Annotated in this window: 32 protein-coding genes; 24 read left to right on the top strand and 8 right to left on the bottom strand. The window is 35.0% G+C overall.

Translation table 11 applies throughout. The features are described 5' to 3' along the window. The 3 genes from AVJ19_RS22400 to AVJ19_RS00135 all read left to right on the top strand — a co-directional run bounded on the left by AVJ19_RS22400 (position 1) and on the right by AVJ19_RS00135 (position 2,002). A complete protein-coding gene (locus tag AVJ19_RS22400; protein WP_228203251.1) occupies positions 1-816 on the top strand; it encodes a hypothetical protein in 816 nt (271 codons plus the stop codon). Between the two features lie 117 nt (positions 817-933). Then, positions 934-1,212, top strand: a complete 279-nt coding sequence (locus AVJ19_RS00140; RefSeq protein WP_111857819.1) for a hypothetical protein — start codon at positions 934-936, stop codon at positions 1,210-1,212. 163 nt (positions 1,213-1,375) lie between these two features. Beyond that, entirely contained in the window at positions 1,376-2,002 is a 627-nt protein-coding gene (locus tag AVJ19_RS00135; RefSeq protein ID WP_111857818.1) for a hypothetical protein, read from the top strand. Between the two features lie 65 nt (positions 2,003-2,067). Here AVJ19_RS00135 and AVJ19_RS00130 read toward each other — a convergent pair whose 3' ends face one another. From AVJ19_RS00130 to AVJ19_RS00100, 7 genes are all read right to left on the bottom strand, one after another. Beyond that, positions 2,068-2,712, bottom strand: coding sequence for a hypothetical protein (locus AVJ19_RS00130; RefSeq protein WP_111857817.1), 645 nt, complete (start codon positions 2,710-2,712; stop codon positions 2,068-2,070). Between the two features lie 166 nt (positions 2,713-2,878). Next, positions 2,879-3,544 (bottom strand): recombinase family protein, encoded by a 666-nt coding sequence (locus AVJ19_RS00125; protein WP_111857887.1) that lies wholly within the window; start codon positions 3,542-3,544, stop codon positions 2,879-2,881. A gap of 50 nt (positions 3,545-3,594) precedes the next feature. Continuing rightward, positions 3,595-4,074: a hypothetical protein gene (locus AVJ19_RS00120; protein WP_111857816.1), complete on the bottom strand. Its 480-nt coding sequence runs from the start codon at positions 4,072-4,074 to the stop codon at positions 3,595-3,597. A 14-nt stretch (positions 4,075-4,088) separates the two neighbouring features. Further along, a complete protein-coding gene (locus AVJ19_RS00115) occupies positions 4,089-4,724 on the bottom strand; it encodes a ParA family protein (protein WP_111857815.1) in 636 nt (211 codons plus the stop codon). A 79-nt stretch (positions 4,725-4,803) separates the two neighbouring features. After that, positions 4,804-5,577, bottom strand: coding sequence for an ERF family protein (locus AVJ19_RS00110; RefSeq protein ID WP_162626507.1), 774 nt, complete (start codon positions 5,575-5,577; stop codon positions 4,804-4,806). A gap of 77 nt (positions 5,578-5,654) precedes the next feature. Further along, a complete protein-coding gene (locus AVJ19_RS00105) occupies positions 5,655-5,843 on the bottom strand; it encodes a hypothetical protein (RefSeq protein ID WP_111857813.1) in 189 nt (62 codons plus the stop codon). A gap of 243 nt (positions 5,844-6,086) precedes the next feature. Further along, positions 6,087-6,773 carry a helix-turn-helix domain-containing protein gene (locus AVJ19_RS00100; RefSeq protein ID WP_111857812.1) on the bottom strand — a complete coding sequence of 229 codons (687 nt, stop codon included), beginning with the start codon at positions 6,771-6,773 and terminating at the stop codon, positions 6,087-6,089. A 194-nt stretch (positions 6,774-6,967) separates the two neighbouring features. On the opposite strand from AVJ19_RS00100, the gene AVJ19_RS00095 reads away from it, so the two are divergent. The 7 genes from AVJ19_RS00095 (at position 6,968) to AVJ19_RS00075 (ending at position 11,853) form a co-directional block, all read left to right on the top strand. Continuing rightward, positions 6,968-7,279 carry a hypothetical protein gene (locus tag AVJ19_RS00095; RefSeq protein WP_111857811.1) on the top strand — a complete coding sequence of 104 codons (312 nt, stop codon included), beginning with the start codon at positions 6,968-6,970 and terminating at the stop codon, positions 7,277-7,279. Positions 7,280-7,326: 47 nt separating this feature from the next. Next, positions 7,327-8,349 carry a hypothetical protein gene (locus AVJ19_RS21965; protein ID WP_162626506.1) on the top strand — a complete coding sequence of 341 codons (1,023 nt, stop codon included), beginning with the start codon at positions 7,327-7,329 and terminating at the stop codon, positions 8,347-8,349. A gap of 1 nt (position 8,350) precedes the next feature. Beyond that, positions 8,351-9,319, top strand: coding sequence for an ATP-binding protein (locus tag AVJ19_RS00090; protein ID WP_162626505.1), 969 nt, complete (start codon positions 8,351-8,353; stop codon positions 9,317-9,319). Next, positions 9,320-9,748, top strand: a complete 429-nt coding sequence (locus AVJ19_RS00085; protein ID WP_111857809.1) for a hypothetical protein — start codon at positions 9,320-9,322, stop codon at positions 9,746-9,748. Positions 9,749-9,835: 87 nt separating this feature from the next. Continuing rightward, a complete protein-coding gene (locus AVJ19_RS22840; protein ID WP_416240561.1) occupies positions 9,836-10,102 on the top strand; it encodes a hypothetical protein in 267 nt (88 codons plus the stop codon). A 40-nt stretch (positions 10,103-10,142) separates the two neighbouring features. After that, a complete protein-coding gene (locus AVJ19_RS00080) occupies positions 10,143-11,345 on the top strand; it encodes a DNA cytosine methyltransferase (RefSeq protein ID WP_416240560.1) in 1,203 nt (400 codons plus the stop codon). A gap of 13 nt (positions 11,346-11,358) precedes the next feature. Beyond that, the gene (locus tag AVJ19_RS00075) at positions 11,359-11,853 is read left to right on the top strand and encodes a hypothetical protein (RefSeq protein ID WP_111857808.1); all 495 of its coding nucleotides are present in this window, start codon (positions 11,359-11,361) and stop codon (positions 11,851-11,853) included. A gap of 40 nt (positions 11,854-11,893) precedes the next feature. Here AVJ19_RS00075 and AVJ19_RS00070 read toward each other — a convergent pair whose 3' ends face one another. Further along, the gene (locus AVJ19_RS00070; protein ID WP_111857807.1) at positions 11,894-13,798 is read right to left on the bottom strand and encodes a DEAD/DEAH box helicase family protein; all 1,905 of its coding nucleotides are present in this window, start codon (positions 13,796-13,798) and stop codon (positions 11,894-11,896) included. 828 nt (positions 13,799-14,626) lie between these two features. Between AVJ19_RS00070 and AVJ19_RS00065 the strand changes: the two genes are divergently transcribed. The 14 genes from AVJ19_RS00065 to AVJ19_RS00005 are packed head-to-tail and all read left to right on the top strand — an operon-like array spanning position 14,627 to position 20,087. Beyond that, positions 14,627-14,881, top strand: a complete 255-nt coding sequence (locus AVJ19_RS00065; protein ID WP_111857806.1) for a hypothetical protein — start codon at positions 14,627-14,629, stop codon at positions 14,879-14,881. Beyond that, complete coding sequence (locus AVJ19_RS00060) at positions 14,878-15,612, top strand: hypothetical protein (RefSeq protein ID WP_111857805.1); 735 nt, start codon at positions 14,878-14,880, stop codon at positions 15,610-15,612. The genes AVJ19_RS00065 and AVJ19_RS00060 overlap by 4 nt, the downstream gene beginning before the upstream one ends. Then, a complete protein-coding gene (locus tag AVJ19_RS21960) occupies positions 15,609-15,782 on the top strand; it encodes a hypothetical protein (protein ID WP_162626504.1) in 174 nt (57 codons plus the stop codon). Before AVJ19_RS00060 ends, AVJ19_RS21960 begins: the two co-directional genes overlap by 4 nt. A 25-nt stretch (positions 15,783-15,807) precedes the next feature. Continuing rightward, positions 15,808-16,296: a hypothetical protein gene (locus tag AVJ19_RS22310; RefSeq protein ID WP_213067179.1), complete on the top strand. Its 489-nt coding sequence runs from the start codon at positions 15,808-15,810 to the stop codon at positions 16,294-16,296. Further along, the gene (locus AVJ19_RS00050; RefSeq protein WP_162626503.1) at positions 16,281-16,778 is read left to right on the top strand and encodes a hypothetical protein; all 498 of its coding nucleotides are present in this window, start codon (positions 16,281-16,283) and stop codon (positions 16,776-16,778) included. The genes AVJ19_RS22310 and AVJ19_RS00050 overlap by 16 nt, the downstream gene beginning before the upstream one ends. A gap of 3 nt (positions 16,779-16,781) precedes the next feature. After that, a complete protein-coding gene (locus tag AVJ19_RS00045; protein WP_111857803.1) occupies positions 16,782-17,309 on the top strand; it encodes a hypothetical protein in 528 nt (175 codons plus the stop codon). Beyond that, positions 17,306-17,605 (top strand): hypothetical protein, encoded by a 300-nt coding sequence (locus AVJ19_RS00040; RefSeq protein ID WP_111857802.1) that lies wholly within the window; start codon positions 17,306-17,308, stop codon positions 17,603-17,605. Before AVJ19_RS00045 ends, AVJ19_RS00040 begins: the two co-directional genes overlap by 4 nt. Position 17,606: 1 nt before the next feature. Then, positions 17,607-17,918, top strand: coding sequence for a hypothetical protein (locus tag AVJ19_RS00035; protein ID WP_111857801.1), 312 nt, complete (start codon positions 17,607-17,609; stop codon positions 17,916-17,918). Beyond that, positions 17,911-18,453, top strand: a complete 543-nt coding sequence (locus tag AVJ19_RS00030; RefSeq protein ID WP_111857800.1) for a hypothetical protein — start codon at positions 17,911-17,913, stop codon at positions 18,451-18,453. Before AVJ19_RS00035 ends, AVJ19_RS00030 begins: the two co-directional genes overlap by 8 nt. Further along, complete coding sequence (locus AVJ19_RS00025; protein ID WP_111857799.1) at positions 18,446-18,667, top strand: hypothetical protein; 222 nt, start codon at positions 18,446-18,448, stop codon at positions 18,665-18,667. Before AVJ19_RS00030 ends, AVJ19_RS00025 begins: the two co-directional genes overlap by 8 nt. Further along, positions 18,660-18,947, top strand: a complete 288-nt coding sequence (locus tag AVJ19_RS00020) for a hypothetical protein (protein ID WP_111857798.1) — start codon at positions 18,660-18,662, stop codon at positions 18,945-18,947. The genes AVJ19_RS00025 and AVJ19_RS00020 overlap by 8 nt, the downstream gene beginning before the upstream one ends. Next, positions 18,947-19,396 (top strand): hypothetical protein, encoded by a 450-nt coding sequence (locus AVJ19_RS00015; RefSeq protein ID WP_111857797.1) that lies wholly within the window; start codon positions 18,947-18,949, stop codon positions 19,394-19,396. Before AVJ19_RS00020 ends, AVJ19_RS00015 begins: the two co-directional genes overlap by 1 nt. Further along, positions 19,396-19,659, top strand: a complete 264-nt coding sequence (locus AVJ19_RS00010) for a hypothetical protein (protein ID WP_111857796.1) — start codon at positions 19,396-19,398, stop codon at positions 19,657-19,659. The genes AVJ19_RS00015 and AVJ19_RS00010 overlap by 1 nt, the downstream gene beginning before the upstream one ends. Continuing rightward, complete coding sequence (locus AVJ19_RS00005; RefSeq protein WP_111857795.1) at positions 19,659-20,087, top strand: hypothetical protein; 429 nt, start codon at positions 19,659-19,661, stop codon at positions 20,085-20,087. Before AVJ19_RS00010 ends, AVJ19_RS00005 begins: the two co-directional genes overlap by 1 nt. The last annotated feature ends 373 nt before the right edge of the window (positions 20,088-20,460 follow it).

The following is a 20,460-nucleotide window of genomic DNA, read 5'->3' as shown; positions in this document are numbered from 1 at the left end:
ATGAACAAAAACACTTTAAAAGTCGGTCAAAAAGTAAAATTTGACAAAGAAAAACGCTTCAATTGGACTGTTCAAGCGGTACGTGAGCAATACGCTATTTTAACGGCAACATTGGCGGGTAAAGGTTATTACACCATTATTGATTTTAATCATAATATCCGTTCTTCAGGCACATCATGGGGCTTGGGGCATGAAACACGCCAAGATTGTGAAATGTCTATGTTAGCGTTGTTTGGTGAGCATCCAAATGGTATTGAGCAAGAGTTATCTAATCGCCACGAAAAGCCGCTGTGTATTGCGGCGGTGAAAGATATGCAAAACTTAATAGAAATGAAAGATCTAAAGATTAAGTTGAAAAGCCATAATGAATTTAAACAGGCATCGGATGCATTTATTGAATTAGGTTATTTTTGGGGTGGTTGCACAGTACCGCACACAGCACCTTATTTATTCACTTATTCAGATGGGCGTATTCTTGCTGATTATTTTGATGTTGAAGATGCAGATTTATCTAGTCCTAACTCAGCATTTGGACATTTCACAAATCATCGAAACACTGAAATTACTTTAGATGAGTTATTAAACTTAGCAATATGGAGCAAAGCCCCTGCGGAAGCTTATGCTTGGGAGCGTTTCCCTAATGAGCGTTGTGTTTGGCATTGCCGTAAAGATAACCAATCTTTTGATAAAAAAGCACCTGATTTAAAAATTAAGTCTAATACATTATGGCGTGATCCTGAAAAGCAGAAAGAAGCCATTGAGATAAAAAGTAATCTCAATAAACAATTAAAAGAGTTAAACATTACTTTGGTTTAATTGTTTTATCACTAAAAAGCCCGATTAATCGGGCTTTTTTTTCATCCAAAGGAATTTGAAGAAATATATAAAATATATAACGGCGAAAATAAGGCTAATTTATAGCGAGTTTTTATCATGAATGAATTAGAGCAAGTTGGATTTAATGTTGGTGAAATCTTAATTATTGAAGATGATGACTTATTGATAGAAAGCACCCCAGTCATTACAGGTAAATTTCGGCGTGGGCGACTAGATCAACACATGCTCATCACAAAGCAAAATATTAGAGCGCAACTTGGACATGATCCACGAAATTTAGACTATAACAATGTATGTGATGCATTAGAGAGTGTGCCTGCCGTGTATGTTATGCGGATTTTTGAGGGTGATATGTTCCCTGAAGCCTATTTCTAAGAAAACTACTAAGTGTTTTTAAAATCAAAACGTGAACCTACGGGATGGTCGGTTCACGTTTTTTAATTATTCCTATGGGAATATCTTAGAAATTTAGGAATACTCAAAAACAGCATATCTACAATCCTGAATAATAGACTTAAATTGTTCTAGGATTGCAGATATGCACATCACCAAAGTTTTAGAGAATGAAGTTGGGTTACAGTTTGATCGTGTAAAAGACAATACTGGAAGCACAGGTGCAGCACCTATTAACGGTGTTATCACAGGGTCTTTTAAGCGTGGTCGTACAGATCGTCAAATCCAAGTTACGCAAAGCAACATTAAAGCGGTACTGGGTTATGATCCAGACAATCCCGATTATGTCGCCGTACAAGATGCATTAAATACGGGTGTGCCGTATGTGAATGTCATGCGTATTATTAATAGCAATCCCTATATTATTAGTTGTGATGGTGCATCAATAGCAGCGAGTCTTGGATTGCAGCTAGAACCATCTGAATACCTAGAATATTTAATAAAAATAAATGGGACAACTGTTTTATCAGGTTCTATTGATATTCAGGTTCAACTTGATGGTGTAGATATTCAATATACAGACAATACACTTGAATTTTTGAATGTAGAAACATTGGATAAAAGAGTTGAAATATTATCTTTAAAACAAGATGATAGAAAATATCTATTCAAGCCTACCCCCCAAGAAACATTAAATGAAACATTATTATTTGAAGATGGACAAGATGGTTTTTATTCAAAAGTTTCATTTTGCTTAAGCGGTGTAGGCTAGGATATAACCTAATAAACATACAAATAAAAACCGCCAATAATGGCGGTTTTTTTACTTTAATTAATTCAACCAGAATACATTTCATTGATTAAAATTTTTGACCAATTTTCATATTGTTCAATGTCTTTAATTAATTCCTCTGGTGATAGCCAAAGCGGGTCTGAAATTTCTTCAGGATCTACTTTAATTTCGTCCAAATAATGAATTTTGCGTAAAATTGGAATGCCGACATGTACCGCACCAACTGGATTAGATTGGTCCACCAATAATGATGTAAATTCACTTGTACCAACGGCGGTGACGAAATTTAATTCTTCACGTAATTCACGTTCAGCACTCACAGCAAGCGAATTAGCAAAACCATTATTCAATTTATAATCGTAATCGGTAATATCTACATGCCCGCCAAAACCAATGCTGCGAGAGCCATGTAAACGGCTTTCTGCGCCTTTTTTACGTGAATAGGTTAAAACCTTTCCGTCACGCTTGATCACGCCATACACCAAAATTTGCGGTAATAACTGCCCTATTTTTTTATATTCATCGTCATCATTATTGTTTGCACGATCCGCAATTTCACGATTTAAAAAATGGAATTGGCTTTGATCTACTTTTAACATATCAAAAGCATACACGCCGTATGCATTATTTTCAGGTATGCCATGTTTTGTAAATTCTTCACGGGTGATGCAAAGTACAGGCGGTTTCATTTTTATTTCCAACATTTCATATTAAGAATAAAAAAGAATATAGCAAGGAATAATTTAAAGCAATAAAAGATTAAAAGGAATAAAACTTAGGCTAAAATTCCTTTTAGAATCAATATATTATAGCATATTAAGGAAATTAAAGAATACTAGGGAATAAAAGAATATTTCATATTCTTTCTAAAATTGATTTGACAGTTTTGGCATACCAAATGCCGCCATGCTTTGATTTAATATTCTGTTTATTGAGTTGAGTTGCTATTTTCCTATGTCCATAGCCCAATTGGGAATATTCATACATTTTTTTTATAATCAACTGTTCAGCAAAATTTTCTACCAAATAACCATCTTCATTATTAAAGCCATACGGTATATGTGAATACACTTTGTTGTTGTCTTTTAAGTGCTGCATTGCCATCTTTGTACGTTCACTAATTACATCACGCTCAAATTCATTAATAACAGCAAGCATGTTAAAAACCATACGTCCAGATGATCCTGTTGTATCTATGCGTTCAGATAAACTTATCAGGTCTGCCCCAGTGTCTTTGATGTGATTACTAATCTTGAGCATGTCCTCAAGTTTGCGACTTACACGGGATAAGCTATAGCACACAAAAGCCATGTTTTTATTCAGTGCTAAAAGAGCTTCTTGTAGATCTTTACGATGTGCGATGCTTTTACCAGACAGCCCTGCATCCTCATAAATATGGACCAGTTCATAATCATTTAGATTACACCAAGCTGCTATCTTTTCTTTTTGCGCGTCAATAGATACGCCGTCTGTGACTTGCTTAACGGTACTTACACGAACATAGCCAATGGCTTTTTTCATAACATCCCCGATAAAAAAGGGCATAAATGCCCTATTGATTATTGTTTAACTTACTTATATTTATCTAAACCATCCTTTATGCATTGAATAATAAAGTCATTTTTATATTTAAATTTGCAATTTGGATCAGCCAAGAACTCTTTTATCTTTTGTTTCATTTCAATAGGGAGTTTTGCAATTTCACGCCCCGTTGTTTCCTTTTTACCAACTTCTGGCACTGATACTTTTTTTACATACTTTGCTAAACCATCACTTATACACTGAGTAACAAACTCACTTTTGTTCTTAAATGGGTAATCTACCGTTGCAACAAACATTTTAATTTCTTGCTTTAAAATAATTGGTACATCAAATGCTTCAGGATATTTTTTACCACCTGTTGTTGTTTTTACAACTTTTGGTGACGCTTTTGGGGCTTCAACTGTTTCATTTGGTGCAATCGTATTGCTTGCAAATATAGCAGCTTGGTCAAAACGGCTAGTCGTAGTTGTTACTTTTGGCTTACTAATAGCGATTTTTTTGCCCGTCATATTTTTACTCCAATTTATTTAATTAACTTCTCAATTTCTTTGGAAAAATCAAGAAATTCTATTTTGGCTTTTTGGTGATTATATGCACCTACCCAAGTACCCATTCCCATCACATCAGAATAAGCTATATAATCCGATAATGGTTGCTTAATACTTTCATGCCCTAGCATCTCTTTAACCTGTTCTTGCAACTCCAAACGCCGTTTTGTAGGCTTAAATTTGTTCCAGACTAAGCGCAATTTAAGATCAGGTTTTTCGGCTTTAGCCGTTTCGATTAATTCTGAAATATCGCTTGCCGCCCAGAAATCTGGTGCTGAAGTGGTAACAGGCATAAGAATTAAATCGCTAAATAAAAGGCTAGAACGTGCAAGATCTTCTAAACGTGGAGGTAGATCCACAATTACAAAATCATATTTTTCATCAGCATCTTTTAATAACGTAATGAGTTCATCTAAAGAAAAAGTAGAGCCAAATTGGAAGTTTTTATCTTCAATCATGCTTGACCAAGCAGACAATGTCCCCTGCTTCATATCAGCATCAACAGCCAATACTTTTTTATTTTTAGAAAGAAAATAGCCCGCAAGATTTGCTGCAATTGTTGTTTTTCCTACACCACCTTTAAGCTGTAGAACTGAAATGTATTTAGTCATTAGGATTTCCTAAATGGTTATGCATTATAGTTTACCCATATAATCATATAATCACAAATATGATTATATGATTATATGATTATATAGTTTTCATCTTTTCCGCTTCAACTGCTTCAATGTGCTTGTAGCAGTTATTGGATTCTTCCATCAGCATCTCAGGTGTGATTTGATCACGCGTGATTTTTCTTTTTTTAAGGAAACGTTCAAATGAAATATTGGCAATTTGTAAGATCTCAATGAATTGGGAAAGTTGTTCATCCGTCACAGTATTTACAGATCGTTGCTGCCTATTATTTTGTTGATTATTCTGCTGCTGATAGTGATTTTGATTGTGGTTGGTCTGCTGCTGATAGAACTGTGCATTTGATTGTTGTTCAATGTCATTTTCCCCTTTTGTTGGGATGCTGAACATTTGTATATAACAATACTTATGTGCATTAGATAGGGCTTTTTGGCTACCTTTATCTGTTGAGTCTTTAGCTTCTCCCGCCATTCTAATGGTGACAAAGCTTTCATCAACGATACTTAAAAATTTGTACTCAACTTCAATGTGTGTGTGATGGGATATTTTCCCATAACTATCTACAAGCTTTTCAACAGTAGTCGATTTTACGTCTGGGATACATACAATATTATTTTCAGAAAGCAATGGTGTAACAACATTATAAATATCATCCACACTGCGAAAATTATAATCCTGAAAATTAGAATTTTGCTTGTTATTGGGTCTGTTAGATTTTGTTGAGTGCGATTTAGCAATTCCTACTTTAGCTAAATACGCTTGAATAGCATGGATAGCAAGATAGATTGCAGGGATTTGAGTTTGTGATTTTTGAGATTGATTGTTTGGCATATTATTGATTCCATTATAAATCATACAATATATGATTATATGATTATATGATTATATGATTATATGATTAAAAATTTTTAACGTTTCATCACTTCAAAGTATTTCTCGTTTGCATCCAAACGACCTTGTTCCTCAATTTGTGAAGCATCTACCCACATGATCAGCGTAAGAAAAAGAACGAAAGTTAAGCCACCAAAGAACACAATAAACATGATGATGTTTTTAATAAAATCTTTCGTTAAAAAAACTAAAAGTGCTTTAAACATAAGGATCACCTTATAAATACAAAATTATTCCCAAAAGAATAATAATTATTCCTAAATTTAGCAATAGGGAATTTATTAGAATATAAAGGAAATTACACTTTTGGTTTATTTTCTTTCTAATTGGTTAAATTTTGTTAAAAAAATGGTAAAAAGGTATTTTTATTTCTTTTCTTAAATTTTGTAGGGAATTATAAGGAATAAAAAAGGCAACATAAGTCGCCTTTATTCTAAATAAGTTATAATTTAGTTCACAATATTTGTGATTGTTATTACTTTACCTAATATTTTGAAATTAGATTGATCTAGTTTAACAATTACATCTGGATAGTTTTCTTTATCTTCAGCACTAATTCTGACTTGTTGATCAGGCAATAAAAACAGATAGCGTGGTTGTAACAGCCCTCCAATTTCAATCGTATAAAGTTTCCCAGAAATCACTGAAGTATTTGTTTTATCAAATGTTACTCTTGCGCCAACATTTGCAATTTTCCCCATACCTGTGTCTTGAACAATGATGTATTCAATATCATCAACCGTTTTCCCTTCTGGTAAAAGCTCTTTATCAAACATTAAATTATTTTCCTTATCATGGGTTGTATCTGGTGATTCATCGACCCTAGAATTTATATCACCATACTTTCTAATAAGAATAAATTTATTTGCTTGTTGTAGCAAACCGCTTTGATTAGAAATTATGCTTTCCGTTGAATCTTTTTCACCAACCCCATAAAGTAACCATTCTATACTTACGTTTAATATTGAAGCAATTTCAAGTAAGTATTTACTTTTTTTAGTTTTATTTGTACATATTTTACTAACAGTTCCTTGCTCCACATCTAACATGTCTGCTAATTCTGCTTGTGATATATTCTGCTGTTGTAATAATCGGGATAATCTATCTCCGACTGTCATATTATTTTGCATATTCATAATTACCTCAATTACATACTGTCTATAAACGCACTTAAAAAATAATACTTTTAAGCATGTGTTTTGTTTGATTTTATGCTTAAAAGCATTGAAAGACTATGACTTGATAAAAACCTAAAAGATTCTTTTTAGTTGCTAATGTATTCCTATTTTTATAATATTATTCCCACATGTGATAATTAGGAATATTTTGTATGCTAACTGTTATGAGTTTTACAGATCAGCAGCGTGTGGAATTATTAGAACGCTTCTCTATTGATGATACTGCTAAGCATTACCCTAATTCAGTAATAGACAAAATATTGCGTTTAAATCTAGCAATTGGACTTTATTTCAAAAATCAAACTGAAGCAGCAACTTATCTTGAAGTTCAACAGCCCAGTATTTGTAAGTATCTCAAAGGGCAATTGCCATTACCTAAGCACCGTGCTGAAAAATTAGAGGAAATTTCTAAAAAATCTATTTTGGCACAAGATATTTGCTTCACGTTAGATGAAGTCAAATAAGTAAGTTTTATTTTTTATTTTTAAATTTTTATTTTCAGGAAAGCAGAATGACGGATCTATCTATTGCTTTGCAGTTAGAAAATGCTGCAAAACGTGTAACTGTGTTTAGAGATCAACATAACAAGGAAAATCCCTATTGTGTCATCTCAAACAAGGTTATGCGTGACAAAAATATTGAAAAATTTTCTGATCTTGGATTGCTCACTTACTTGTTGAGTTGGAGCAATCATCATCGTGTTTGTATTGAAGCATTGGCAAAACGTGGCAAAGATGGGCGAGATGCTATACGCAATATGCTGAAGCGTCTTGAATCACTGGGCTATGTCAAACGCACACAATTAAAAAGTGAAAATGGTCAGTTTGGCGAAGTCATTTATCAAATCTTTGAAAGCCCAGAACAATTGCAACCATCGCTAGAACTTGGTGATGCCAAAGCAGCAACAGAGCAGCAAAAAGAGCAATTAGAAGATGCTCAATTAGGTTTTGATTTCAATGTAGATTACCAGGATGAATCCATGACTTTTTATACTGAAAATGAATTAACCGCAAGCGGGTTTTCCGTCAACGGGGAAAGCAACACTAATAATTACGATGATTCAAGAAGTACCATTAGTAATAGCGAAGAACAGAAAAAAATTGAAAAACAGGAAATCATAAATCGTTTTCCTTTAAAAATTGATGATCCTATTGTGAAAGCAAGATTGAATATGTCGATGTTATCTAATGTTGTTTCAACACAAGCACAATTAGACAGTTACTTACTTGATTTCAATTTAAATCATTCTCAATATAAAAATTTAACCCCTCATAAACGATTATTAAATTTCATTGTATTTCTCAACAAAATTCACACCTCAAAAGCGGGGCAAAACGCCCATATTGCCCGTTTGAGAGCAAATGGCTTCACTGAACTACCAAAAGCACCTAAAAACACACCTAAAGCGAAACCTAAGCAGGATTTTAGCCGTTTTACCCATGTTCAGCCTCAATCAAGTCAGGCTGAACAGGTCGATGCTGAAGCACTGCAAAAAATCGCACAACAAGCTGCAATTGATTTGGATGGGTTCTGATATGAATACAATGGTTAATGTGGCTAAAGAAGAATTTCAGTGTGAAACACACGGCGGTTATATCAAGTTTGAGAGTGAGCTAAATAAAAACTGTCCCTACTGTGAACAGCAAGAAGCTAAAAAAGCGATTGCGAACCAGGTTAAAAAATTGGATTTTGGTTTTATTGATTTGGTTGAAGTGCCTATTTCATGTTTAAAGCATGGTGATCAGATCGTTAAAGTACCTGAAGTCATTTCTAAACATGCTCAATGTCCTGAATGCCGTACTGAAGCAATGACAGAACAGCTTAAAACAAAAATGAATGATTGGGTAAAACAGGAATGTAGAAAAGCTGAATTGCCCGTCAATAGCTTTGGTACTTTTAAAGAGCTTTCAAAAACTGTTAGAAGTGAAAAGCAAACACGTATTTATGATCGTTTTAAACAGTATGTTTTATCTATGTTTGAGTCCAAAACAACGGAAGGACACCAGAATATTTACTTAACTGGGAACATGGGGACAGGTAAAACGGTCATGGCCAGTATTTTGATGCAGAACATTGTTTTACGTTCTGTGAAATGCGATAGCTTAGATCCGAACGATATAACGTTTAATGCCACATACAAATGCTTATTTATCACTGAAGCAAAACTCAATGCTGAAATTTATGCAACATGGCGTAAAGATAGTGAATCCACATATAAAGCACTTATGGCCAAGTTAATCAAAGTGCCGTTTTTGTGCATTGATGACATTGGCAGTGTGTCGCAAAGTGAGCATTTATTTGAAGCTTATATGATGATCATTGATGAGCGATATAAACGCCGCTTGCCCACTGTCATTACTTCAAACGTACCATTTGATCAATTACAAGAAATTATAGGCGCACGGGCTAAGGACCGCTTTGCAGAAAAGAATCGAATTATCGTTGTGAATTGTGATTGGGAGGGGTATCGCACAGCCCAAGCTAATGAAATTGAGTTTTTTTAAATGTTGGGGTATCGGCTTAAATTTCATATCACGCTTGAAAAGTGGGTCGGAAAGCGTAGAGGACGTTTATCAGAGTTGGCACGGCGTTTAAATACAAAGCGTCAAACGCTATGGAGTCGTATCTCAGTATATGGTCTTTCATTGCTTGAAATGGATCGGATCAAAGTGCAGCAATTCAAAATTGAACGTGATGAAAAGCGGGCGATTGATTTGTTGCGCTTCATGAAAAAATGGATGAGTAAAAAACAAGGGCGACAAATAGCACTTGCACAGCGCATGGGGATTACACCGTTTGCCTTGCGTCAGTTATGCAATGCAAAAAAAGATAAACGTTATTCCATTCTAAAATACGGGATAACCGCTGTACGTCAGGCAATTAGAGAGATTGAAAGAAATTTGAAGATCGCCTTGAATCATATAATCATATAATCATATAATCATATAATCATATAATCATATAATCATATAATCATATTTATGATTTATCATATTAAATTTTTAAACAGGAAAAACAGCATGACTTTTGACTTACTTCCACATGAGTTAATCATTGATAATTTTGCGGGCGGTGGCGGCACAAGTACGGGGCTAGAACAGGCATTTAATCGTCCTGTAGATGTTGCAATCAACCATGACCCAAAAGCTTTAGCGATGCATCGAGTGAATCATCCTGATACCAAGCATTATTGTGAATCAGTATGGGACATTGATCCGATCCAAGTGACGGGTAATCAACCTGTAGGCTTGGTATGGCTTTCACCTGACTGTAAACATTTTTTCTAAAGCTAAAGGCGGCAAGCCTGTAGAAAAGAAGATACGTGGATTGGCATGGGTTGCATTACGTTGGGCTGCCAAAACTCGCCCACGTATTATCATGCTTGAGAATGTTGAGGAATTTAAAACATGGGGTGATTTAGGTGAAGATGGAAAACCATGCCCAAAAAATAAAGGACGTACTTTTAATTCATTTGTGAATGCGCTTAAACGTCAAGGCTATCAAGTGGATTATCGTGAATTAAGAGCATGTGACTATGGTTCGCCCACCATCCGTAAGCGTTTTTTCTTAATTGCTCGTAGGGATGGATTAAAAATTCAATGGCCCGAACCAACACACGGCGACCCTAAAAGTGTCTTGGTGCAAAATGGGGTTTTGAAAGCTTGGCGTACTGCTGCTGAATGTATTGACTGGTCATATCCATGCCCTAGTATTTTTGACCGAAAAAAGCCTTTAGCCGATGCCACATTACGCCGTGTCGCAGCAGGGCTATCCAAATATGTCATTAATAGCGATGAGCCTTATGTGGTTAATGAAAAACAATCTCCATTTTTGATGAAGTTTCGCTTTAATAGTCACGGTGAAGATATTCAAAAACCATTACCTACAATTACGGCAGGCAGTTTTATTAAAAGACCAGGTGGTTCAGGCCATGCGCTTGGTGTATGTGTGCCGATATTGACTGAATGTGCAAATGCGTCATCACCTCGATGTATGGCAAAACACTACACTGGAATTATCGGTAATGATATTAAAGATCCTCTTAGCACTGTAACAGCGAAAGATCATAACAGCCTTGTAACAGGAACATTGATTAAATTAAGAAACGGTTGTGTTGGTCAGAATGCAAATGAGCCTTTGCACACAATTACATCCAGTGCAGGGCATTTTGCAGCCGTTCAAGCCTTTCTGACTGCATTCTATGGCAATGAAAAAGATGGTAACAGTTTGACTGACCCATTGCGTACAGTGACAGCTAAAGAACGATTCGGACTTGTCACAGTTAAAGGTGTACCACATCAAATCATTGATATTGGGTTGCGTATGCTTCAGCCTGTAGAGCTTTTTAAGGCACAAGGATTTCCCGATTCTTATATTTTTAGCTATGGAATGGATGAAAACGGTCAAACCGTAAATCTAACCAAAACAGAACAAAATCGAATGGTTGGTAATTCGGTCTGCCCGCAACTTGCGCGGGCTTTAGTTGAAGCAAATTTCAAACATGAGAAAAAATATAAAGGTGCGGCTTAAACAGGTGTAAGTTATGTGTAATACATTTAATTTAAAGAAAGCATGTAAAGATTGTCCCTTTAAAAAAGGGAATACATATCTTCACCCAGAGGGGTTAAAAGAAAGATTTAACCACGTTACTAAAGAGGATCGGTCTTTCTCTTGTCATAAAACCGTTGATTATGATGCTTACAATGAATACCGAGAAGCACAAAGCGAAATAGAAGAAATTTTGCAATGCATGGCTGAAGATGGTCATTCATTTATGGAAATCAATACAGAGCGTCAAAAGCTAGAAGCTGATCCGTATTTTATGGATGTTCAGGAAAAATATCAGACTACACTTAAAAACGAGATGTATTGTGCAGGCATGTTAATTCTGGTGAAAAAGGAGAATATGATTTTTAATAATTTCCCTTTACGGTACGCCGTATCAAAAGGGTTATTAGATCTCAATCAGTTTAAAGATGAGCATGAGGTATATGACTCTATAGATGAAGCCATAGAAGCACATGCTAACGGGGTTTAATTTTTATTTAATCATAAATATGATTAGTCATATTTATGATTCACTTAATCTTAGTCACAACCAACCCATTAACACCTTTGTATTTAGTCATTTTTAAGTCATACCAATCAAATAGATCTTTGGCTTTGGCAGCTTTATTAATTTCCAAAGCTTCATAGATTGTTTTTAGCTTTTCCTTAGCATCGACATTAGAGATAAATTCACCATTCCTTAATGCTAAGCGGGCTTGAATGGTCCTTTTATTGTCTTGTGATGAAAATTCGGCTTCATATAGTTCTGTAATGTCCTTATTTCTATATCTGAGGGCTTTAATCTTATCCGCACCTAATGAATCAAAATACTTTCTAAATACCAGGTTACGGGCATCTATGAGCGTATAAATTTGTTCATCGGGCTTTTCGCGCGCCGTCACATATTCTTCCATTGTTTCACTGAAGCTTTGGTATCCGCTTAATAGCTTGGACATACCAGAGATAGGGCTAGTGAATTGCACTTGTTTTGATTCATCATTCAATAGATCTCGAAATGATGCTGAAAATCCAGATGCTTGATAGTCCACACCTTCAACATCACGGACCACATAAGTTGCTTCCATTGCTTCATAAGATTGCAATTCAGATTTTAAGGCAACGTCCGACACGTAGTATTGCTTGGTGTCGTCATTTAAGAAGATATATGGATCTTTGCCTATGCTGTCTAGTAAAGCTTTCACAACAGCGGGTTTATCTTTATTTACGGGGCTATTTAAAGCTTCAAGAAGATCATTTGAACCTTGAATTTTGGTTAATACAGTGGATTGCCATTCATCTTTAGTACAGCTTGCAACTTCAGGTACATTACTTAAAAGAATATTGATGGATTCATTGTATTCACTATCACGTAAGCGACCGCAAATTTGAGGAATCAAAACAAAAAAATCAATTTTGGTATAATCCCGCAGTCCGTTGATGATGATGTATGTTTTACCTTTTTTGTCGTAAATATCCGCACCCTCAAACATGGTAGATGTATAGAAATTTAATTTACCTACTGGGTTATCTACCACATCATCGACCAAGCCCCATGCGCCAAGTTTATTGTCTAATTTTTTTTCATTATTTGGGGATTTAGAACAGATCAAGCGAATATCATCACGATTAAAAGCAGGCTTTCCGTCAGATCCTATTATTTTACTTAACCATTCCATAACTTTGGTGATTTCAGTTACAGAGTTATAGAAAATATGGGCGTTACCTTCCTCACGACCTAATAAAAAACTTAAACATAGGTTAAATAGGGCATTGTTAATGCTTACGCCTTTTTCTAAGCGTTGTAGATTAAATTTAACTTCACGGACGTTATCCCATTCAATCGTACAAAGCGGTAGATGATTGATCATGTCAGGGAAGTATTCACGTTTTGTTGGTGTTGCTGTCAAGAAAACAGCACTAGAAAACTTTGAATAGTTTTGTAGGATAAATTCGCACTTTGGGGCCTTGAACGAACCCAGATTGACTAAAGTATGTGATTCATCTACAAGCAGCTTAAATTCACTGGGATTGAATCCTTTGATTTTCATTAATGCGGGTAGTGAGTCAAATGTGCAAATGATTTTGCGGGGTTTTGATCTATCTAAAAGCTGTTCTGAAATTTCATCATCATTATCAGTCCACTTTCCACCACGAATGATTAAATTGATTGAATCAATATCTTTATTGTCTGCAACTTTTGATTTTAAAAGATTCACATACGGCACAAGGACGACATAATCAACTAAATTTCTTAAAACAAGTGTAGTACCACCGCAACCAGTAATTTGTTTGTTCACATAGCAATTATCTGGAAAGTCTTTAATGATGTTTGAAAGGCGTTGAGCTGAGTCACCCACGTAAATGGTCATCGTGTTTTCAGCATGATTTTGTTCAATACGTGCTGTGTTATTAATGACTAAGCTTTGTAATTCCATTTATGCAGATACCTAATTTTCGATTTTATGATCAATACTTAGAACAGCTATTGTTATTCGGAAATCACTCTACTTAATTAAAAGAACAGTGTCAACTATTTTTTTTGACATTTAAATATTGATTTAAATATATAAATAACTGATATTTATAAAAATGTTGTTTTATCATCGTCTAATAAATTTAGCATTTCTTTACGACATATAAGGTTTTTTAGAAAAAAATTAGACAAAAAATTTCCCTAATTCAGCACTAAATTCTCGAAAACATTAAATAGATAAGGTGCGTTATTCACGCCATTAAATGTCATCATGTGATTGGTATTGTCATGGGCGTGATACTTTTAATTAATGTTGCTTTGTTATTATTGTGATCAATCGTTAATGTTGATAAGTCGCAACAATAATTAAAAGTTTAAATTCAAAATTAGCTAATAATCCAATTTTTCATTCTAAAAAAATAGACAATAAAAAAGTGCTTGATTTTTTAGTTAAGTTATTGATATATAATTAAATTATGTTTTTATGTTGTCTAATTTTTTTGACATTTCACTATTAATAATAAAGATAATAGATTTATGTTTAAAAGTTATCAACAGTTTTAAATTTAAAAGAACTTGAGTGTTAAATCATGATGGAATATTTTTAGAATAAAAAGAATATTTATTGTTCTTTTTGGAATAAATAACGTGTATTATTCTTAAATATTCTTTTATTGAGTATTTAAGGATGAAAAAAGAAATTTATGAGTACGAAGGCAAGCGATTCGTCTATGACGTTGAACAACTTCGCTTGCAGCAAATTTTAGATTCAAAACCACAGGTGTAAATCATGGAAATACAAAAACATTTAATACCAATTGCATTGTTAAAAGCTGCTTCGTTGGCAATTTCAAGAGATAATTTTTTACGTCCAAATCTCGAAGTTTTAGCAATTGAAAAAGGTCATATCATTGCAGCGAATGGTCATATTTTATTTTGTTCAAAATTAGATATAGATCCTGAATTTAAGGTTTATATCCCATTGCCGCATATAGAAAGCTTTCTAAAAAAGTTGAAAAATTTGACAGCTATTATTGTGAGTTGAGTTTTGATGTTACGGAGCAGAAAGGCTTATTAGAGATTAAAAATCATTATGGTGCATACGAAGCTTTTATTCAGAACTGGAATAATTTTACAGATTGGCAAAAGGTTGTTGTCAGCAAACCTGAAAAAATAGAATTAAGTGCTTATCCGTATTTTGATACCAAGTATTTAAATATGGTGAATGAAATGGCGAAAATACTAGGTGTTTCGAGAGGATCTATTTATCCAACTGGTACAGAAACGGCAGCATTTATTGATTTTAAATATAGTGAATATAGTGATGCCTTTGTTTTATTGATGCCATTATTAGATCAGCCTGAAAAAAAATGGGCTGTTCAATGTGGTCATGATGATGAGGATGAAATTGTTCTATTGCCCGCTGAATCAGAAGAAATAGCATACAAAGCCGTGCGCCGTATTAAAAATGATTTAAATTTTTCATCTTATGGACCTAATGAGCCACGCTTTAAAAGTCGCCATGACAATGTTTTTGTTGTTTGTTGGAATGGTTCTACTGAAGAACATAAAAAAGAAATGTTTTACAACCAAGCGTGGTTTGATCAGCCATTACTTCAATTCGATGATTGCGCCAAAGCTATTCGCTACATCACTGAATTGGATGAGGTGGTGCGTTGCTATATCCCTAAAACAGAATTTGAAATCGTCACTCGTTCAGTTGATGAGGTAAAGGCATTCTTTAAACGTCATTCGATGGAGGTTCTACCATCATGATTAGTACGGTTTATTTGGTTTTGGTTATTACTTTTAGTTACGGTGGTGAAAAATCTGTAGCAGTCGAAAAGATCCCACAAGCCAATATGCAGCAATGCCAAGTTAATCAAAAAGCGTACTCAAAAGATGATGCCATTCGCCGTGCCTTTTGCATCGTTGGTGTGAAGTAAATCAATTTTTAAAAAGGAAATCGTGATGAAAAAATTTAAATTAACGTGGGATGAACGTGTTGTTGATCAGGACGGCGAAACTTTGCATCTTGAGCAAAAAAATCAAGTTATTGAAGCGGAAAGTGAAGCTGCTGCATGTGAGCAATGGAAAAAAGAAAATGAACACAATGAAAATCAAAACGGCTTAGAGAGCTGTGAAGAAGTAGTCGAGCATCCGTTATTTAGTAAATGCCTGGTTGTAACCATGTCAGATGAAAGCCAATGGGCTGTACCTGTTGAATTTATTGCCCGTCACCGTGCTGCTTATTACGCCATTAAAGAATATGAGGGGAATATAGCAGAAAGTTTGCGTGATGATACCTTGCCTTTGTTTGAGTCTGAACAATATGAAATTCATGATTGGGCTGCAAACAATATGAATTGGTCTGATGTTCAGTGTGTCGCCGTTCAAGTGGAAAAACCAAGTGTCGATTATGAAGATGGTTGGTGTAATGGTGAATGGAGTATCAAATAATGGTCAATGGATGGTACGACAATCAAGCGGGCTTAGTGGATTACACCCAACCAAGTTCTAAGCCAAAAATTGTGGTTAAAAAACGTGGCAAGGTTGATATTAATTCATTGAGTTTTGATGAATTAAAGGAAATCTATGCTGAAGCAAGTTTGCGCTTAGAAGAATATTGCAAACATTCCGAAGCAGTTCAGAAATTAATTAAAGATCAGATCGTTGGTACGGTTAAGTATCTGACGTTAGTTAAAGTTCGGATGAGTCTAATTGCATCGGGTGAGCAATCAGTACAGTTATCTTATCTCAGTGATTTAGAAGATGAAAAATTAAAAAATTCTAAGTTGATTGCAGAATTGACCCAGAAGCTAAGCGAAAGTGAGCGAAATCTAAGGGAAAAAACCAGAGAAATCAAAAAACAGGCTGCACATATTTCCGAAATGCAAGGTCGATTGGCGAGTGCAAGAACTTTTAAGGCACGGAGAAAATAAGAAATGGAAATTTCAAAAATTAAAGAGTTGGCACTTGCAAGCGGATTTAAGCTGAAAGACCAGGTAAACGGCGAACCAGATTTAAATGCTTATGTGTATGAATTTGCACAGGCACTTGAAAAAGAAGTGTTGGCACAATCTCATAGTGTTTTTGGTCAAGAAGCTGTAACGATCAATGATACGGAAACTTTAGACAGTGAAATTACTCAAATTTCGGAAGCAATGGCTGAGAATCATTGTTTTGGGTGTGGTGAATTAGATCAATTAGAAATACTTGTTGCTAAAGCAATGAAACTTGGTGAGCTTTATGAGCGTCAAAAGTGGCAAGAAGCTAAATCCATCCCTGAAGGGTTTGTTTTGATGCGGAAAGAAGCAACAGCATCATTTAAAGAAAAACTTGATGAGCTTCTTTTTAATCTTTGGACGGGTGATCATGGGTGTGATTGGGATGGTTTTGTAAGTGTTGATGCTATTGATTCTGATGAAATTTGGCAGATGGTGATCGAAGCAAGTCAGGAGAACAGCCAATGACACCCCAAGAAATCCATGTAACCAATTCGCTGAGTGGTGAACCAATTGAATTGGTTGCAAATGTTATTAGTGTTTTACCAAAGATCATTGATGCTGTTAATCAAAGTAATTGGATTGATGTTGGTTTTCTACTACCACCATACGACACAAAAGTTTTAGTTAGTTTAGGTGATGATTGTGATCCAGAATTTGATTATTTGACTACTGATGCTGATGAAAATGAAGTTTTTGCAAACTATGGTAGTGACGTAAAGCACTGGATGTATATGCCTAAATTGCCACATGTAGAGCAGTAAGATGCAAATTAAAGAAGTCAGAACCCATCACATCCCATCGCAAGATGGGGTGGATTCAATCAATTTATTTGTTGCCTGGTATGGCGAATGTAGGTCACAGGTGACAATTCAATGTTGGGATCATGCATGGACTGCCTATTGGGGCGGGCATTGGGTTGAAAGGGTAGAGGATTTTATAACAGATCCAGAAATCATTGATTATTTGATTAGTAATTTTTCAAGAACTAGACAGGTACAGGAACGTAAGTGGTTACGCCAAATTATTGAATCAATCAGAAAGTATTTTAAAAATCTTGAGGTGCAAAATGGATAAGTTTTCAGCCAATGCGGTAGTGGCAAAAATGGTTATTAATGGCTTGGTCGCTGTTTTGGAACAACAGGAAATTGATGTTGATAACATGCAATTTTCTTTGAAAAGTGATAATGGTGAAGCGACACCAGAGCTTAATTTTAAAGAATTAATAGATTGTACGCGGGGTTGGTTACAGCAAGTAGAAAACGAAGAATTTTTGATTGTTCGCCGTGATGCTGTTAAAGGCTATTTTTCCAATGATGGTGAAAATTATGAAGTTCACGACACCTTAGCTGAAGCAAAACATGAAGCTGAGTGTGCAATTGAATCATTTAGTGAACGTCTTGCTGATCAAGGGTTAGATCCAAGAAGTGATGGTAATTTTCATCAAGTGGGCTATGGCATTGTGTTGGCTAAATCAGGTCATACCGTTGAACATGTTGTTACTCAGCAAGATGTAGATTGTGGTGATTCTAAATATGATGTTGGTACTGAAATTATGAGCTTACATCTTGATTCTTGTTCTATTGATGGGGAGGGGCAAGATAGTGAGTAAATTAATCAAAAAAAGTTCTGAAATGGCACAGAACGATATTAAAAATGCATTGTCTGAATTACGCAATTGCCACGATGAAATAAGAAGAGGGCTGACTTGTAAGACTTATGCAGTTTTAGCCCAAGAAAAGCTAACCAAAGCAATCAAACACATGTTGGATGCTGAAAGTTGGGTGGATGCAATACAAGAAGCACAGGAGCAAGACAATGGCTGATCTTAAATGTCTTTTTATTGGAACAAAACATAAGCCAAATATGATTGAGCTTAAACTCAATAAAGTGGGTGAAATGCAATACGTTATTAAACGTGTGGGATATAACCTTGTTGGCGGGATTACTTGGAATTTTCCCGCTGATGCACTGGAAGGGGTGACTGTAAATATAACAAAGCATACGCCTACAGATATGTCGTGCGATGATTTTTTTCCAAAGCATGTGCGTGAATACATGTCGAAATGGAATTTAGAATCTTGTGGATATACAGAGGTGGCTTGATGACTAAATCTACCAATACAGCAATTCAGGAAATTATTTTCGATGCAGAGCTTTGGATCTATCAGCGTAAATCTGCATTCCCAATGGTCGCTTGTTTACCTGGTCCTGCAAATGGTTTGTGGGAGAAATTTAACTATCATCCTGTCTGTAATGGGAATGTTCTCCAAGATCAGGATATTTTAGTTTTGGGCTTAGATGGAGCTTATACCGTTAGATCTAAGCCTTGTGATCAGGATAAATATATTCATCTAAATGACATTATTAAGGCGAAATTCGTGCCTGCCTATGGTGATGAGGTCGAAATTTACGGTCGTGTACGTGAATTTAAAGGCGATATGATTTGCTGCAATGAGATCCATAGCGAAAGCCCTTTTTTCTGCTTTGAAAATGAAGCTGAAAAGATAGATTTACCTGAAAGCGTTATTAAAAGTTTGTGTGAGGTGGTGTGATGGAAAAACTATGGTCTGTAAATATTCCTGAAGAACCAGATTCAACTTTGTTACACCCTGTGCCATCTCAGAAGATTGGTAAGCAATTGGTTTATCGTTTAAAGAAGGAAGCTTTAAAACAGTTTCCAAAAGCTGGTCAATGTATTGCTGATTCGATCACTTTAGAAATTTGGGATGGCACTGAAGAAGATCATAAAAAGTATCTTCAAGAAAATAAAGAGTGGTGGATTGAAACTACTTTTTTAGATGATGAGGCGGTGTGATGAATATTCAAAGAAAAAACTTTATAACTCAGGTTAGTGAGTTGGATTCATTTAATTTATATGAATTTTCAATAAACCCATTTGAGTGGGATGAGATAGATCAAAAATTTTATTTCCCTCCAACTCAGCTTTTGTGGGAAACATGGCAAGCAGCAAAATCTATCCCTGAATGTTTTGTTTTAGTACCTAAACTTTCAGCCAATTACCTGTTTAATCAAGTACCTGAACTTGGTTTTAAAGATCAAGATGAAAAAAACACAGTTCTTTATCATTTGAATTATATGGCTTCTGAGTTTAAAGAATCTGCAAAAGAGTTTGTCAAAGAGGATCATGAAAAACAGATTAAATTTATTAAGGAAGATGGAAAATGGATCGGTGGTTTTTATGACAGCATATCGGACGATTTTCGCTGTAATAACAAAGAGTAAATAAACATGACATGTGAAAACTATGCAAGCCCAGATGAAATAGCCGCAGGGCATAAGATAGACAAATAGATTTTGTAATGCTGATGATAAAAAGCCTAATTTTAAACATTAGGCTTTTTTGTAGCTCGTTTTCTTCTTGGACAGCGTGAACAACCATGGCCATGTAAGTGATTATTTACGATTTGCTCAAATACGCCATGTGTGGGACATATAATTTTAATTGGTTTTTGTGAGCCTTCATAAACAGATTGGGAATAGTTATATTTATCACCATGAACCGTTTTAGCCTTTTTTAAAAAAAAATTCTAGGTTTTTTTTCGGTTTTCTTTTCTTTGTGCTTATACAACTTGGGCAATCCGCGCCTTGCAAATGG

The organism is Acinetobacter sp. CFCC 10889 (assembly GCF_003268395.1).
GTDB lineage: Bacteria > Pseudomonadota > Gammaproteobacteria > Pseudomonadales > Moraxellaceae > Acinetobacter.
The sequence above is the reverse complement of the archived record's forward strand: the minus strand, read 5'-3'. Positions and strand labels throughout refer to the sequence as shown.

Excerpts from the sequence above, each read along its gene's own strand:
- AVJ19_RS00020 (WP_111857798.1), top strand. The coding sequence starts at position 18,660 with ATGGCTGATCTTAAATGTCTTTTTATTGGAACAAAACATAAGCCAAAT.
- AVJ19_RS00125 (WP_111857887.1), bottom strand. The coding sequence starts at position 3,544 with ATGAAAAAAGCCATTGGCTATGTTCGTGTAAGTACCGTTAAGCAAGTC.
- AVJ19_RS21960 (WP_162626504.1), top strand. The coding sequence starts at position 15,609 with ATGATTAGTACGGTTTATTTGGTTTTGGTTATTACTTTTAGTTACGGT.
- AVJ19_RS00070 (WP_111857807.1), bottom strand. The coding sequence starts at position 13,798 with ATGGAATTACAAAGCTTAGTCATTAATAACACAGCACGTATTGAACAA.
- AVJ19_RS00075 (WP_111857808.1), top strand. The coding sequence starts at position 11,359 with ATGTGTAATACATTTAATTTAAAGAAAGCATGTAAAGATTGTCCCTTT.
- AVJ19_RS00035 (WP_111857801.1), top strand. The coding sequence starts at position 17,607 with ATGCAAATTAAAGAAGTCAGAACCCATCACATCCCATCGCAAGATGGG.
- AVJ19_RS00130 (WP_111857817.1), bottom strand. The coding sequence starts at position 2,712 with ATGAAACCGCCTGTACTTTGCATCACCCGTGAAGAATTTACAAAACAT.
- AVJ19_RS00105 (WP_111857813.1), bottom strand. The coding sequence starts at position 5,843 with ATGTTTAAAGCACTTTTAGTTTTTTTAACGAAAGATTTTATTAAAAAC.
- AVJ19_RS00095 (WP_111857811.1), top strand. The coding sequence starts at position 6,968 with ATGCTAACTGTTATGAGTTTTACAGATCAGCAGCGTGTGGAATTATTA.
- AVJ19_RS00120 (WP_111857816.1), bottom strand. The coding sequence starts at position 4,074 with ATGACGGGCAAAAAAATCGCTATTAGTAAGCCAAAAGTAACAACTACG.
- AVJ19_RS00010 (WP_111857796.1), top strand. The coding sequence starts at position 19,396 with ATGGAAAAACTATGGTCTGTAAATATTCCTGAAGAACCAGATTCAACT.
- AVJ19_RS00005 (WP_111857795.1), top strand. The coding sequence starts at position 19,659 with ATGAATATTCAAAGAAAAAACTTTATAACTCAGGTTAGTGAGTTGGAT.
- AVJ19_RS00140 (WP_111857819.1), top strand. The coding sequence starts at position 934 with ATGAATGAATTAGAGCAAGTTGGATTTAATGTTGGTGAAATCTTAATT.
- AVJ19_RS00015 (WP_111857797.1), top strand. The coding sequence starts at position 18,947 with ATGACTAAATCTACCAATACAGCAATTCAGGAAATTATTTTCGATGCA.
- AVJ19_RS00085 (WP_111857809.1), top strand. The coding sequence starts at position 9,320 with ATGTTGGGGTATCGGCTTAAATTTCATATCACGCTTGAAAAGTGGGTC.
- AVJ19_RS00135 (WP_111857818.1), top strand. The coding sequence starts at position 1,376 with ATGCACATCACCAAAGTTTTAGAGAATGAAGTTGGGTTACAGTTTGAT.
- AVJ19_RS22840 (WP_416240561.1), top strand. The coding sequence starts at position 9,836 with ATGACTTTTGACTTACTTCCACATGAGTTAATCATTGATAATTTTGCG.
- AVJ19_RS00030 (WP_111857800.1), top strand. The coding sequence starts at position 17,911 with ATGGATAAGTTTTCAGCCAATGCGGTAGTGGCAAAAATGGTTATTAAT.
- AVJ19_RS22400 (WP_228203251.1), top strand. The coding sequence starts at position 1 with ATGAACAAAAACACTTTAAAAGTCGGTCAAAAAGTAAAATTTGACAAA.
- AVJ19_RS00110 (WP_162626507.1), bottom strand. The coding sequence starts at position 5,577 with ATGCCAAACAATCAATCTCAAAAATCACAAACTCAAATCCCTGCAATC.
- AVJ19_RS00090 (WP_162626505.1), top strand. The coding sequence starts at position 8,351 with ATGAATACAATGGTTAATGTGGCTAAAGAAGAATTTCAGTGTGAAACA.
- AVJ19_RS21965 (WP_162626506.1), top strand. The coding sequence starts at position 7,327 with ATGACGGATCTATCTATTGCTTTGCAGTTAGAAAATGCTGCAAAACGT.
- AVJ19_RS22310 (WP_213067179.1), top strand. The coding sequence starts at position 15,808 with ATGAAAAAATTTAAATTAACGTGGGATGAACGTGTTGTTGATCAGGAC.
- AVJ19_RS00100 (WP_111857812.1), bottom strand. The coding sequence starts at position 6,773 with ATGAATATGCAAAATAATATGACAGTCGGAGATAGATTATCCCGATTA.
- AVJ19_RS00115 (WP_111857815.1), bottom strand. The coding sequence starts at position 4,724 with ATGACTAAATACATTTCAGTTCTACAGCTTAAAGGTGGTGTAGGAAAA.
- AVJ19_RS00040 (WP_111857802.1), top strand. The coding sequence starts at position 17,306 with ATGACACCCCAAGAAATCCATGTAACCAATTCGCTGAGTGGTGAACCA.
- AVJ19_RS00045 (WP_111857803.1), top strand. The coding sequence starts at position 16,782 with ATGGAAATTTCAAAAATTAAAGAGTTGGCACTTGCAAGCGGATTTAAG.
- AVJ19_RS00065 (WP_111857806.1), top strand. The coding sequence starts at position 14,627 with ATGGAAATACAAAAACATTTAATACCAATTGCATTGTTAAAAGCTGCT.
- AVJ19_RS00050 (WP_162626503.1), top strand. The coding sequence starts at position 16,281 with ATGGAGTATCAAATAATGGTCAATGGATGGTACGACAATCAAGCGGGC.